Genomic DNA, 14,055 nt, shown 5'->3' with positions numbered 1-14,055 from the left:
GTTCAGTGCTGTGTGTAGGTCGGATAAGGCGCTCACGCCGCATCCGACAATAACAGCATTGCCTGATGCGACGCTGCCGCGTCTTATCAGGCCTACGAGTTCGGTGCTGTGTAGGTCGGATAAGGCGTTCATGCCGCATCCGACAATAACAGCATTGCCTGATGCGACGCTTGCGCGTCTTATCAGGCCTACGAGTTCAGTGCTGTGTAGGTCGGATAAGGCGTTCACGCCGCATCCGGCAATAACAGCCTTGCCTGACGCAATTACTCTTCGCCGTTAAACCCAGCGCGGTTTAACAGGAACTGTGCCAGCAACGCTACCGGACGACCGGTTGCGCCTTTCGCTTTACCAGAGCGCCAGGCGGTTCCCGCGATATCCAGGTGCGCCCAGTTGTACTTACGGGTAAAGCGTGACAGGAAGCAACCTGCGGTAATCGCCCCACCAGGACGACCGCCAATGTTCGCCATATCGGCAAAATTGGACTCCAGCTGTTCCTGGTACTCGTCACCCAGCGGTAAGCGCCATGCGCGGTCACCGGATTGTTCAGACGCGGCAATCAGTTCATGGGCCAGTGGGTTATGGTTCGCCATCAGACCAGTAATGTGGTGACCCAGCGCGATCACGCAGGCACCGGTCAGCGTCGCCACGTCAATCACCGCTTCCGGCTCAAAACGCTCAACGTAAGTTAACACGTCGCACAGTACCAGGCGGCCTTCAGCGTCGGTATTCAGCACTTCAACGGTTTGACCGGACATGGTGGTTAACACATCGCCCGGACGATAGGCACGCCCGCCAGGCATGTTTTCGCAGCCTGCCAACACGCCGATAACGTTAATCGGCAGTTGTAGCTCCGCGACCATACGCATCACGCCGTAAACCGCTGCCGCACCGCACATATCGTACTTCATCTCATCCATGCCTTCTGAAGGCTTGATCGAGATACCGCCGGAGTCGAAGGTTAAACCTTTACCCACCAGCACGATTGGGCGTGCATCTTCCGACGCGTTGCCTTTGTACTCAATCACCGACATCAGCGATTCGTTTTGCGAACCCTGACCGACCGCCAGATAGGAATGCATCCCCAGCTCTTTCATCTGCTGTTCGCCGATAACGCGGGTGATAACATTCTTGCTGTAGCTGTCAGCCAGCTGGCGCGCTTGTGAAGCGAGGTAAGCGGCGTTACAGATATTCGGCGGCATATTGCCGAGATCTTTCGCTGCTTTAATCCCGGCGGCAATCGCCAGACCGTGCTGGATCGCGCGCTCACCGCTGGTCAGTTCACGGCGGGTCGGCACGTTGAACACCATTTTACGCAGCGGACGACGCGGTTCGCTCTTGTTCGTTTTCAGCTGATCGAAACTGTAGAGCGTCTCTTTTGCCGTCTCGACAGCCTGACGCACTTTCCAGTAGTTGTTACGGCCTTTAACGTGCAGTTCAGTCAGAAAGCAGACCGCTTCCATTGAGCCAGTATCATTCAGCGTATTAATGGTTTTCTGAATAACCTGCTTGTACTGACGCTCATCCAGCTCACGTTCTTTGCCGCAACCAATAAGGAGAATTCGCTCGGAAAGTACATTCGGAACATGGTGCAGCAACAATGTCTGCCCCGGTTTTCCTTCCAGTTCGCCCCGACGTAGCAGGGCGCTGATGTACCCATCGCTGATTTTATCGAGCTGTTCTGCAATCGGAGAAAGGCGACGTGGTTCGAAGACGCCCACGACGATGCAGGCACTCCGCTGTTTCTCCGGGCTACCGCTTTTTACACTAAACTCCATGCACTACGCTCCTGAATCTTAAAGACAACGGCGGTGGCTACAGATAGAATTGCAAGCTTTCGTAACTCATGTCCGCTGTTGCGATGACTTCGTGTTAATCTTAACGTTATTACGGCATTGGCACGTCAGAACAAAATCTGAGAGGTGAATCCGTTGAGTATAATTATCTTAGCGACGATTTCGACGACTCAAGAGAATAAATGACGTTTAAGCCATGAAACAAGCTAAAATCCTGCAAAAGACGAGTTTTTACGGGCGTATTTAAAGTGATAATCATAAGATATCTGGTGCGGGAGACGCTCAAAAGCCAGCTGGCGATACTCTTCATCTTGCTTTTGATCTTCTTCTGTCAAAAGTTAGTGAGGATCCTCGGCGCAGCGGTTGACGGCGATATTCCGGCGAATCTGGTGCTCTCCCTTCTCGGGTTGGGCGTGCCGGAAATGGCGCAGCTTATCCTGCCATTAAGCCTGTTCCTCGGGCTGCTGATGACGCTGGGCAAACTGTATACCGAAAGTGAAATTACGGTAATGCATGCCTGCGGCCTGAGCAAAGCGGTTCTGGTGAAAGCGGCAATGATCCTTGCGGTATTCACGGCAATCGTCGCGGCGATTAACGTGATGTGGGCGGGACCGTGGTCATCGCGTCATCAGGATGAAGTGTTAGCAGAAGCGAAAGCGAACCCTGGCATGGCGGCGCTGGCGCAAGGGCAATTCCAGCAAGCGACTAATGGCAGTTCGGTGCTGTTCATCGAAAGCGTTGACGGCAGCGATTTCAAAGATGTGTTCCTCGCGCAAATTCGACCAAAAGGTAATGCACGTCCTTCTGTGGTGGTGGCCGATTCCGGACATTTAACCCAGCTGCGCGACGGCTCCCAGGTCGTCACTCTCAACCAGGGAACGCGCTTCGAAGGCACTGCACTGTTACGTGATTTCCGCATTACGGATTTCCAGGATTATCAGGCGATCATTGGTCACCAGGCGGTGGCGCTCGACCCGAACGATACCGACCAGATGGACATGCGCACATTGTGGAACACTGACACCGATCGTGCTCGCGCAGAACTGAACTGGCGTATCACGTTGGTATTCACCGTGTTTATGATGGCACTTATGGTCGTACCGCTGAGCGTGGTTAACCCACGTCAGGGACGCGTACTGTCGATGCTGCCAGCCATGCTGCTGTATCTACTTTTCTTCCTGATCCAGACCTCCCTGAAATCGAACGGCGGTAAAGGTAAGCTGGACCCGACGCTGTGGATGTGGACCGTTAACCTGATTTATCTGGCTTTGGCGATTGTTCTCAACCTTTGGGACACCGTGCCGGTCCGCCGCCTGCGCGCCAGTTTTTCGCGTAAAGGAGCGGTGTGATGCAACCTTTTGGCGTACTTGACCGCTATATCGGTAAAACTATTTTCACCACCATCATGATGACGCTGTTCATGCTGGTGTCGCTGTCCGGCATTATCAAGTTTGTCGATCAGCTGAAAAAAGCCGGGCAGGGGAGTTACGACGCGTTAGGCGCAGGAATGTATACCTTGCTGAGCGTGCCGAAAGATGTGCAAATCTTCTTCCCGATGGCGGCTCTGCTTGGGGCGTTGCTTGGTCTTGGGATGCTGGCGCAGCGCAGCGAACTGGTGGTGATGCAGGCTTCTGGTTTTACCCGTATGCAGGTAGCGCTGTCGGTGATGAAAACCGCCATTCCACTGGTCTTGCTGACGATGGCGATTGGTGAATGGGTCGCGCCGCAGGGCGAGCAGATGGCGCGTAACTACCGTGCGCAGGCGATGTACGGCGGCTCGTTGCTCTCTACCCAGCAAGGTTTATGGGCGAAAGATGGCAACAACTTCGTCTACATTGAGCGGGTTAAAGGTGACGAAGAGTTAGGTGGCATCAGTATTTATGCCTTTAACGAGAATCGTCGTCTGCAATCCGTACGCTATGCCGCTACCGCGAAGTTTGACCCGGAACATAAAGTCTGGCGTCTGTCGCAGGTTGATGAATCTGATTTGACCAATCCGAAACAGATCACCGGTTCGCAGACGGTGAGCGGCACCTGGAAAACCAACCTCACGCCAGACAAACTGGGCGTGGTGGCGCTGGACCCGGATGCACTCTCTATCAGCGGTTTGCACAACTATGTGAAGTATCTGAAGTCGAGCGGTCAGGATGCCGGACGTTATCAGCTCAACATGTGGAGCAAAATCTTCCAGCCGCTATCCGTGGCGGTGATGATGCTGATGGCGCTGTCGTTCATCTTTGGCCCACTGCGTAGCGTACCGATGGGCGTGCGTGTGGTCACTGGTATTAGCTTCGGTTTTGTCTTCTACGTACTGGACCAGATCTTCGGCCCGCTGACGTTGGTTTACGGCATCCCGCCGATCATCGGCGCACTGTTGCCAAGTGCCAGCTTCTTCTTAATCAGCCTGTGGCTGTTAATGAGAAAATCGTAACCTGATGAACGAATAAAGGGAGCGAAAGCTCCCTTTATTATTGTTAGCAAAGTGTGCTTCGTTCATGTCTGAAAAATCATGAAAATTCAATATATTGCAGTGGTGTTGGCATGATAAGGCGCGCCAGCGTCGCATCAGGCAAAGACAAATCGCACCTGGCTTACCTTCTTCTCCCCCCCAGCAAACTCCCCAACATCCCGCGCACAATCTGATTCGTCACCTGGCGGGCGGCGCTTTTTGCCATTGTTTGCACCACACCATCTTTCTTCCCGCCGCGTGGTCCGGTAGTGCCGAACAAAATATCTTTCAATCCACCGAGAATACCGTCATCCACCGCCACCTCTTTTCCTTTCGCGGGAGTATTATTTTGCTGCTCGATACTGGCCTGAAAGCCTTTTTGCAACATCTCATAGGCGGATTCCCGGTCCACGTCATCTTCATACTTGCCATACACCGGGGAGTGATTAATCAAGCCATTGCGCTCATCTTCCGTCACCGGCCCCATCCGCGAACAAGGCGCAATCACCATCGCCCGTTCCACCACAGAAGGACTTCCTTTCGCATCGAGAAACGAGATTAACGCTTCGCCCGTCCCCAGTTCCTGGATTGCCTTTTCGGTATCAAACGTCGGATTGGCCCGCATGGTTTGCGCCGCTGCCTTCACTGCTTTCTGATCTTTAGGCGTAAAAGCACGCAAAGCGTGTTGAACGCGATTACCGAGCTGCCCGAGCACGTTATCCGGGATATCTGACGGGTTTTGCGAAACGAACCAGACGCCCACGCCTTTTGAGCGAATAAGCCTTATCACCTGCTCAATCTTATCCAGCAGTACCTGCGGTGCATCGTTAAACAGCAGATGCGCTTCGTCGAAGAAAAACACCAGTTTTGGTTTCTCCAGATCGCCCGCTTCCGGCAATTGTTCATATAACTCTGAAAGCATCCACAGCAGGCTGGCGGCGTACAGTTTCGGCATCTGGTAGAGTTTTTCGGCGCGAAGGATATTGATAACGCCTTTACCGTTGGCATCGGTGCGCATCCAGTCTTTGATATCCAGCATCGGCTCACCAAAGAAGTGTGCTGCGCCTTGCTGTTCCAGCGACAGTAATCCGCGCTGGATGGCACCAACCGATGCGCTACTGATATTTCCGTACTGATTCTGGAAGGATTTGGCGTTATCGCCGATGTACTGGGTAATCGCCCGCAAATCTTTAAAGTCGAGCAGCAACAATCCCTGATCGTCCGCAATGCGGAAGATAATATTCAGCACGCCAGATTGCACATCGTTGAGATTCAACAGTCGTGCCAGCAACAGCGGCCCCAGATCCGAAACCGTCGCCCGCACCGGGTGGCCTTTCTCGCCAAAGATATCCCACACCACCACCGGATTAGTATGAGGTTGCCAGTCATTTACGCCGATATTTTTAAGCCTTGCGAGCAGTTTTTCCGACGCCGTACCTTCTGCCGCAACCCCGGTTAAATCACCTTTTACATCGGCCATAAACACCGGAACGCCGATTTCTGACAGAGATTCCGCCAGTTTTTGCAGCGTGACAGTTTTACCTGTCCCCGTTGCGCCAGTAATCAGCCCGTGACGGTTAGCCATTCCCGGCAGTAAAAACAGTTCTGTGTCCAGCGTGCGGGCAATTAACAGGGGTTTGCTCATGAGATTTCCTCCAGTTTCCTGCCTGGAGTATAGGCAACGTCCGGCAAAGAGAATATGTGTAATGAAGAGAAAATAACCTAAAGCGTGTTACCGTGATAAATCTGATACCCGAGGTCAACAGTGTTGTGGTTGTGATCGTTATTCTTAATTTTGCTCAGCAACATTTGGGCGGCCATCCGACCAATATCAAAACGGGGAGTAATTACGCTGGCGAGGCTTGGGATCATTTGCCTGCCAATCTCCAGCCCATGAAAACCCGCAATGGAAATTTGTTCTGGCACGGCGAGGTTTCGCTCGCGGCACAGCAGAAGCGCACCCATCGCAATATCGTCATTGGTGCAAAATACACCGTCTAAATCCGGGTTTGCGCTAAGGGCATCACGCATTAACTGCATTCCTAAATGAATGGATGAGATGGCGCGTGGATTCATGCGTAATGGGGAAAGATTATGCAGCATCATCGCATCGCAATACCCCTGATAACGCTGTTCATCGCGGGTGTCATCTTTGGAACCGAGATACAGAATTTTGCGCCTGACTCGCTTATCCAGCATGGTACACACCATGTCAAAAGCAGCCTGCCGATTATCAAAACCGACCTCCATATCCAGCCGTTCTCCCTGTACATCCATCAATTCCACGACCGGAATGGTGGCTGAACGCAGAAATTTCACCGTCCTGATGGTGTGATATTTTTCCGAAAGAATAATCCCGTCAATGTTATAAGAGAGCAGGTTAATCACCGACTCTTCTTCGGAATCGCGATCGTAATTGTAATTAGCAATAAGGGTCTGATAATTATGCACAGAGGTGACGGATTCTATTCCCGCGAGAATGTCAGCGAAGAGTTGATTTTGAAATGACGGAATCAAGATACCGAGGGTATAACTTTGTGCATTCAACAACATGCCGGGAGCGCGATTAGGGATATAATTGATCTCTTCCATAATTTTGGCGATGCGCTCGCCTGTTTCCTTTGCCACCTTTTTCGGCGAGCGGATATAACGACTCACGGTCATTTTTGTTACGCCAGCCAGCGTAGCGATATCCTGTAAAGAAATTCTGTGATTGCGCATAACTTCTCCCAACGTCGGGGGAATCTTCAATCTTCCCCCGAAACTACATCACAATATTTTATTCTTTCAGTGCAATACGGCGTTAATGGCTAACACGCCCAGCAAACCCATAATAGAAATAAGGGTTTCCATCACCGTCCAGGTACGCAACGTTTCACCAACCGTCAGATTAAAATACCCTTTAAATAGCCAGAAGCCAGGGTCGTTTACGTGTGACGCGATCACGCTGCCCGCACCGGTTGCCAGTACCATTAAAGCGGGATCGGCATGGGTAACGTTGATAATCGGCAACACCACACCCGCGGTGGTAATGGCCGCGACGGTGGCAGAGCCCAGAGCGATACGCAACAGCGCCGCAACAGTCCAGCACATCAATAACGGCGAAAGCGTAGTTCCGGTCATTAAGTGTGAAATATACTGCCCGACACCGCTATCTACTAATACCTGCTTAAACGCGCCGCCGCCAGCGATAATAAACACAATCATCGCGATAGCGCCTATAGAATCCCCAATGATATCCATGATTTGCTCGATGGTGCGTCCATTACGTCGGCCCAGTGTGAAAATCGCAATAACAATGGCAATAAACAGCGCAACGGCAGGGTTACCGACAAATTCAAAGAAGAGGCGCACGGTGTTAGTTTTCGGTAACGTAATTTCACAAACGGCGGCGATAGCCATCAGGATGACCGGGATCACTGCAGCAAAAATACTGTTCCAGAAGGAGGGCATCTCCTCTTCGCTAAACAGATGAGGATTAAATAAGCCTTCCGGTGGTGCTTTCTCAAAGCGAGTTAGCAGTTTAGAAAACAGCGGTCCTGCGACAATAACTGTCGGAATGGTAATGATAAATCCATACAGTAAAGTCGTTCCGAGATTAGCCTCAAAGATAGTCGCGATGGCAGTAGGCCCTGGATGTGGCGGCAGAAAACAGTGGGTTACAGAGAGCGCTGCTACCATCGGTACGCCAACATACAACAGGGGTAATCCAGATGATGCCACGATGGTAAATACCAACGGCAACAGCAGGACAAAACCCACTTCAAAAAACATGGCGAGGCCCACAACCAGACCGGTGATCACTAGCGCCCATTGCACGCGTTTTTTACCAAAAGTAGCAATCAGCGTAGTGGCGATACGTTGTGCCGCGCCCGTATCAGAAATCAGCTTGCCTAACATGGCCCCGAAACCGAGGATCATTGCCAGCCCGCCGAGTGTGCTGCCGATACCATTTTGTATAGAGTGCAGGACGGCCTGTGCATCCATCCCTTCGGCAAATCCGACGACGGCAGCGACCAGAACGAGGGCAATAAAGCCGTTAACTTTAAAGCCGATCATCAGGATAAGAAGCAGCGCGACGCCTGCCGCAATAATGATTAATGGCATAGTCTTTATCTCTTATTAGTGCCAGAAAAGCAGCGCTTTCGCGCTGCACGTAGGGTAGTAGCTGTTAAACAGCCACTAACATGCCGCCATCAACAAACAACAGGTGGCCGTTTACGAAATCAGAGGCTTTTGAAGAAAGGAACACCGCAGCACCAATCAGTTCCTGCGGATCTCCCCAGCGTGCGGCGGGGGTCCGTTTGCACAACCAGGCGGTGAAGGCTTCGTCCTCAACCAGTGCTTTAGTCATTTCTGTTTTGAAATAGCCCGGCGCAATACCGTTGACCTGAATATTGTGGCGCGCCAGCTCGACGCACATGCCGCGGGTGAGCATTTTTACCGCCCCTTTCGATGCGGCATAAGGGGTGATGGTGTCACGTCCCAGTTCGCTTTGCATCGAGCAAATATTAATAACTTTACCTGCCTTGCGTTCAACCATGTGACGAGTTACCGCTTGCGACACCAGGAACACGGCGGTCTGGTTTACTGCGATCACATCATTCCACTCTTGTTCAGGGAACTCAGTAAAAGGATGACGGCGCTGGATACCGGCGTTATTCACCAGCACATCAATGGGGCCGATGTCCTTTTCGATATGTTCAACGGCGGCATCAATTTCATGTTTATGAGTAACATTAAAAGGTGCGGCAACGGCCTGAATACCCTCCTGGTGGAGTTTTTCTACAGCAAGTTCTGCGCGTTCGGCAGTAATATCATTAATAATTATTTGTGCGCCATATTTACCCAGGCCGGTCGCCAGTAAAAAGCCAATGCCCTGTGCTGAACCGGTAATCAAGATATTTTTTCCTGCCAGTGAAAATAGATCGTTCATTGTATTATTCCTTTATTTATCTCTTAGAAAACAAGCTGGACTTTTGCTGCCTGGGTTTTATCACCGGCGAAACGTAGCGCCTCTTCCAGGTCTGTGAAGGGATATTCAGCACTCAGTAAAGGCAGTGGATTGATAACGCCATTCGCCAGCCATGACACTGCGGTATTAAATTCGCTGGTAAAACGGAAAGAGCCTTTGAGTGAAATCTCCTTACCAATCAATGTCATCATTGGGAATTCTGCCATCGCGCCTCCCATACCTACCTGCACCATTACGCCGCGTGCACGAGTGACCTCCAGACAGGTATTCACTGATGAAGGATGACCGGACACTTCAAAGCTGACATCGAAATAGCCTTTTTCCGCTTTCCAGTGATCCATGTCGTCGTTTTGTGGGTTTACGAGCACATCCGCCCCCATCTCTTTGCCCAGCGAAAGGGAACGGGGACTCACATCGGCACAGACAATTTCCGCGGCCCCCAGTGTTTTCACAGCACTGACAATCAGGCAGCCAATGGGCCCAACACCAGAAATAAATACTCGCTTGCCCTGTAACTCGCCGGCCTGATGTGCGGCATGAATCGCGACGGCTAAAGGTTCGGCAAAAGCCATAACCTTTTCGTCAGCTTTGGCCGGATAAGGGACACATTGCGACGTTTCGACCATTTTATAACGGGTAAAGCCACCATCAACATGAGGGAAATACATGGCACTGCCAAAAAAACGCATCTCTGTACACTGATTCTCGTTATGTTCAATGCAGTATTTGCAGTGACCGCACGGTTTAGACGGATTAATGGCTACCGTTTGCCCTTCATGTAATTTTGATGAGTCGCTATGAATAACTTTACCGATAACTTCATGACCTAACACCATCGGTGCCTTTATCATGAAATTACCTACTTTTCCTTCCTGATAATAATGTAAATCGGAACCGCAAATTCCACCTCGGGTTATTTGTACTAATGTTCCATTATTATTCCAATCTATCGTCTGCTCGGTAACGGCAACAGTTTTCTTGCCCGCAACAACGCAGGACTGTGTTTTCACTTGCATAAATTCCTCACTGGTCAGGTAGACACCTCGGAAGCATTTAAGCGGTTTTAATTGTCATTATTTGTGATGAAGATCACGTTAGAAAATTGTTACATTACTATGTTACGCATAACGTGATGTGCCTTGTAATTCTTATCAGCAGAAATAAAAAAACGTGAAATTATTACGCCACCAGGCGTAGTATCGCAGCAGGTAAGATGATTCAGGAGATTTTAAATGGCGGGTGAAAGCTTTATTTTGATGGGCGTATCAGGGAGTGGTAAAACATTAATTGGTAGCAAGGTTGCCGCGTTATTGTCTGCGAAATTTATTGATGGTGACGATCTTCATCCAGCCAAAAATATAGATAAAATGTCGCAAGGCATTCCATTATCTGATGAAGATCGACTTCCCTGGCTGGAACGCTTAAATGATGCTTCATACAGTCTTTATAAAAAGAATGAAACAGGATTTATTGTCTGTTCATCATTAAAAAAACAGTATCGTGATATTTTACGCAAGGGTAGCCCCCATGTTCATTTCCTCTGGTTAGATGGCGATTATGAAACTATTCTCGCGCGAATGCAGCGTCGGGCTGGGCATTTTATGCCGGTAGCGTTACTAAAAAGTCAGTTTGAGGCGCTGGAGCGTCCACAAGCAGATGAACAGGATATTGTGCGCATTGATATCAACCATGATATTGCCAATGTCACCGAACAATGTCGGCAGGCTGTGCTGGCGATACGACAAAACAGAATATGTGCGAAAGAGGGCAGCGCCTCAGATCAGCGCTGCGAATGATTTTCAAAAATCGGCTTTCAACACCACGCGGTAACGCGCCTTACCGTCGCGCACATGCTGGATGGCGTCGTTAATTTTCGACATCGGGAACAGTTCGGTAGTCGGCGCAACCTTGCTGCGGGCGGCAAAGCGCATCAGCTTACGCAACTCATAAGGTGTACCGGTAGCAGAGCCAGAGACACTGCGATCGCCCGCAATCAGCGTAAAGGCCGGAACCGGCAACGGCGTGAGAACCGCACCGACGGTGTGGAAATTACCGCCATACGTCAGCGCCTCAAAATAAGGCTGCCAGTCGAGGCTGACGTTCACAGTATTGATAATGAGATCAAACTGCCCCGCCAGAGTTTTCAGTGCCTGCGGATCGCGGCTATTCACCACTTTATCGGCACCCATCGCCAGTACTTCCTGCTCTTTCGCCGGATTTGAACTAAAGGCTGTCACCTCGCATCCCATTGCGTGCAGAAGTTTTATAGCGATATGCCCCAGCCCGCCAATACCAATTACCCCAACGCGGCTGGTAGCAGTGATATGGTGCATCAACAGTGGTTTAAAGACCGTGATACCGCCGCACAACAGCGGCCCGGCGGACTCGATATCAATATTTTCTGGCAGTGGAATCACCCATTGCCAGTCCGCACGCAACTTCTCGGCAAAGCCACCGCGATTCATAATCGTCGGCACCGCACCTTGCTCGCAGTTGATCTGATTACCGCTAATACAGGCGTCGCAGTGACCACAGCTACGCGCCGTCCAGCCAATCCCGACACGCTGACCGACCTGCAAACCTTTATCCTGCGCGGCGCTCCCGAGTGCCACCACGCGCCCAATCACCTCATGCCCGGCAACCAGCGGATATTGTGAAAATCCCCATTCGTTATCGATCATCGACAGATCGGAATGGCAGATCCCGCAGTAATCCACCTGCACTTCAACATCTTGTGGCCTCAGCTCACCGGGATCGTACTCATAAACTTCCAGTTCGCCGCCCGCTTCTTTTGCGGCATAGCTTTTTATCATCGACATTTTTTGGTCCTTCTCTGGTGTTGTTTGGGAAGTGTAGAGCATGGCAGGGCGGGGTGCCTGGAGTGTGACAAAGGTTACACATCGCTGTATGCAATGCTGAAAATTTCAGCACTTAGCGAGGTGCGAGCAAGCTGGCGCTTGCATGGTGGCGTGCGACAGGTATAATCCACAACGTTTTCCGCATACCTCTTCAGTGCCGAAGTGGCGAAATCGGTAGACGCAGTTGATTCAAAATCAACCGTAGAAATACGTGCCGGTTCGAGTCCGGCCTTCGGCACCAAAAGTATGTAAATAGACCTCAACTGAGGTCTTTTTTTATGCCTGAAATCCAGTGTTTATCTATCTTTCCCGCTATATTAACTCTCTCAAGGTCAACCGATATCAACGTACATCTACCAACATATGTTGGTACAGATGATGGTATTTCCGGTTCGATAATGCTTGTACCAACAGGGAGGGAATACGATGGCATTAACAGATATCAAAGTCAGAGCAGCCAAGCCAACGGATAAGCAATATTAGCTGACTGATGGTGGCGGTATGCATCTGCTTGTCCATCCAAATGGTTCTAAGTACTGGCGTTTGCAGTACCGTTATGAGGGAAAGCAAAAAATGCTGGCACTTGGGGTTTATCCTGAAATCACACTAGCGGATGCCAGAGTACGTCGTGACGAGACGCGTAAGCTGCTTGCGAATGGCGTCGATCCGGGAGACAAAAAGAAAAATGATAAGGTTGAACAGAGTAAAGCACGAACCTTTAAAGAAGTCGCGATTGAGTGGCATGGCACCAATAAAAAGTGGTCTGAAGATCACGCCCATCGTGTGCTAAAAAGTCTTGAAGATAATCTTTTTGCAGCGCTTGGTGAACGTAATATCGCTGAGTTAAAAACTCGAGATTTATTAGCACCTATTAAGGCCGTAGAAATGTCTGGACGTCTTGAAGTGGCCGCTCGTCTTCAGCAGCGCACTACAGCCATCATGCGCTATGCAGTGCAAAGTGGGTTAATTGATTATAACCCGGCACAAGAGATGGCTGGGGCGGTTGCTTCCTGTAATCGACAACATCGTCCCGCGCTTGAATTAAAGCGCATCCCTGAGTTGCTTACAAAAATAGATAGCTATACTGGTAGGCCGCTAACCCGATGGGCGATAGAACTCACTTTGCTGATCTTTATTCGGTCCAGTGAGCTGCGTTTTGCTCGTTGGTCAGAGATCGATTTCGAAGCGTCTATATGGACTATCCCACCGGAGCGGGAGCCTATTCCTGGAGTGAAACATTCCCATAGAGGCTCAAAAATGCGTACAACGCATCTAGTGCCTCTTTCAACGCAAGCTCTTGCAATTTTAAAGCAGATAAAACAGTTTTATGGGGCCCATGACTTGATATTTATTGGTGATCACGATTCGCACAAACCCATGAGTGAGAATACGGTAAATAGTGCGTTACGGGTCATGGGGTATGATACAAAAGTAGAGGTTTGTGGTCATGGCTTTCGAACAATGGCCTGTAGTTCATTGGTCGAATCAGGTCTGTGGTCTCGTGATGCTGTTGAACGTCAGATGAGCCACATGGCGCGAAATTCAGTGAGGGCCGCGTATATCCATAAAGCAGAGCATCTGGAAGAACGGCGATTGATGCTACAGTGGTGGGCCGATTTTCTGGATGTAAACAGAGAAAGGTTTATCAGTCCATTTGAATATGCAAAGATTAATAATCCATTAAAACAGTAATCATCCCGGGCAAATGCCCGGGAATTATTCTAGGATTATTTTCTTTGTTAAAAAAGACAAACGGTATTAACTGATGTATTTACTATTTACCGCTCCCTGCAGGGGGGATTATCAGAATCCGCGGTTATTCATTATTTATATACATTCAATAAAAAAGTAACTGGATTTGCCCCTATATTTCCAGACACCTGTTATCACTTAACCCATTACTGGCTTGCTGCCGTAGATATTCCCGTGGCGAGCGATAACCCAGTGCACTATGCGGATGCCATTCGTTATAATGCTCGA

Annotated in this window: 12 protein-coding genes and 1 tRNA gene; 6 read left to right on the top strand and 7 right to left on the bottom strand. The window is 50.2% G+C overall.

Annotated features, from left to right (window positions below; all coding sequences use genetic code 11):
* Window positions 1–263 precede the first annotated feature (263 nt).
* A complete protein-coding gene (pepA, locus tag C4F37_RS18500; protein WP_000397144.1) occupies window positions 264–1,775 on the bottom strand; it encodes a leucyl aminopeptidase in 1,512 nt (503 codons plus the stop codon).
* A gap of 153 nt (window positions 1,776–1,928) precedes the next feature.
* Between pepA and ytgA the strand changes: the two genes are divergently transcribed.
* From ytgA to lptG, 3 genes are all read left to right on the top strand, one after another.
* Complete coding sequence (gene ytgA / locus C4F37_RS27920) at window positions 1,929–1,979, top strand: protein YtgA (protein WP_211180521.1); 51 nt, start codon at window positions 1,929–1,931, stop codon at window positions 1,977–1,979.
* Window positions 1,980–2,041: 62 nt separating this feature from the next.
* Window positions 2,042–3,142, top strand: a complete 1,101-nt coding sequence (gene lptF / locus C4F37_RS18495) for an LPS export ABC transporter permease LptF (RefSeq protein ID WP_000584107.1) — start codon at window positions 2,042–2,044, stop codon at window positions 3,140–3,142.
* Window positions 3,142–4,224, top strand: a complete 1,083-nt coding sequence (lptG, locus tag C4F37_RS18490; protein WP_001295681.1) for an LPS export ABC transporter permease LptG — start codon at window positions 3,142–3,144, stop codon at window positions 4,222–4,224. The genes lptF and lptG overlap by 1 nt, the downstream gene beginning before the upstream one ends.
* Before the next feature lie 160 nt (window positions 4,225–4,384).
* Here the strand turns inward: lptG and C4F37_RS18485 are convergent, their stop codons facing one another.
* The 5 genes from C4F37_RS18485 to idnD all read right to left on the bottom strand — a co-directional run bounded on the left by C4F37_RS18485 (window position 4,385) and on the right by idnD (window position 10,233).
* The gene (locus C4F37_RS18485; protein WP_001540570.1) at window positions 4,385–5,887 is read right to left on the bottom strand and encodes a helicase HerA-like C-terminal domain-containing protein; all 1,503 of its coding nucleotides are present in this window, start codon (window positions 5,885–5,887) and stop codon (window positions 4,385–4,387) included.
* A 77-nt stretch (window positions 5,888–5,964) separates the two neighbouring features.
* Window positions 5,965–6,963: a DNA-binding transcriptional regulator IdnR gene (gene idnR, locus C4F37_RS18480; protein ID WP_001304655.1), complete on the bottom strand. Its 999-nt coding sequence runs from the start codon at window positions 6,961–6,963 to the stop codon at window positions 5,965–5,967.
* A 66-nt stretch (window positions 6,964–7,029) separates the two neighbouring features.
* Window positions 7,030–8,349, bottom strand: coding sequence for a gnt-II system L-idonate transporter (gene idnT / locus C4F37_RS18475; RefSeq protein WP_001128336.1), 1,320 nt, complete (start codon window positions 8,347–8,349; stop codon window positions 7,030–7,032).
* A gap of 64 nt (window positions 8,350–8,413) precedes the next feature.
* A complete protein-coding gene (gene idnO / locus C4F37_RS18470; RefSeq protein ID WP_000998695.1) occupies window positions 8,414–9,178 on the bottom strand; it encodes a gluconate 5-dehydrogenase in 765 nt (254 codons plus the stop codon).
* Window positions 9,179–9,201: 23 nt separating this feature from the next.
* Window positions 9,202–10,233, bottom strand: coding sequence for an L-idonate 5-dehydrogenase (idnD, locus tag C4F37_RS18465; protein WP_001197423.1), 1,032 nt, complete (start codon window positions 10,231–10,233; stop codon window positions 9,202–9,204).
* Between the two features lie 216 nt (window positions 10,234–10,449).
* Between idnD and idnK the strand changes: the two genes are divergently transcribed.
* Window positions 10,450–11,013, top strand: a complete 564-nt coding sequence (gene idnK / locus C4F37_RS18460) for a gluconokinase (RefSeq protein WP_000896738.1) — start codon at window positions 10,450–10,452, stop codon at window positions 11,011–11,013.
* A gap of 3 nt (window positions 11,014–11,016) precedes the next feature.
* On the opposite strand, the gene ahr is transcribed toward idnK, so the two are convergent.
* Window positions 11,017–12,036 carry an NADPH-dependent aldehyde reductase Ahr gene (ahr, locus tag C4F37_RS18455; protein WP_001350789.1) on the bottom strand — a complete coding sequence of 340 codons (1,020 nt, stop codon included), beginning with the start codon at window positions 12,034–12,036 and terminating at the stop codon, window positions 11,017–11,019.
* 195 nt (window positions 12,037–12,231) lie between these two features.
* Here ahr and C4F37_RS18450 point away from each other — a divergent pair.
* Together C4F37_RS18450 and C4F37_RS18440 are read left to right on the top strand one after the other, a co-directional pair.
* A tRNA-Leu gene (locus C4F37_RS18450) sits at window positions 12,232–12,316 on the top strand.
* A 242-nt stretch (window positions 12,317–12,558) separates the two neighbouring features.
* On the top strand, window positions 12,559–13,767 hold the full coding sequence (locus tag C4F37_RS18440; RefSeq protein WP_223362169.1) for a tyrosine-type recombinase/integrase: 1,209 nt from the start codon (window positions 12,559–12,561) through the stop codon (window positions 13,765–13,767).
* Window positions 13,768–14,055: the final 288 nt, after the last annotated feature.

Source organism: Escherichia sp. R1, from assembly GCF_003000935.1.
Lineage (GTDB): Bacteria > Pseudomonadota > Gammaproteobacteria > Enterobacterales > Enterobacteriaceae > Escherichia > Escherichia coli.
This window is presented reverse-complemented; position numbering and strand designations above follow the sequence as displayed.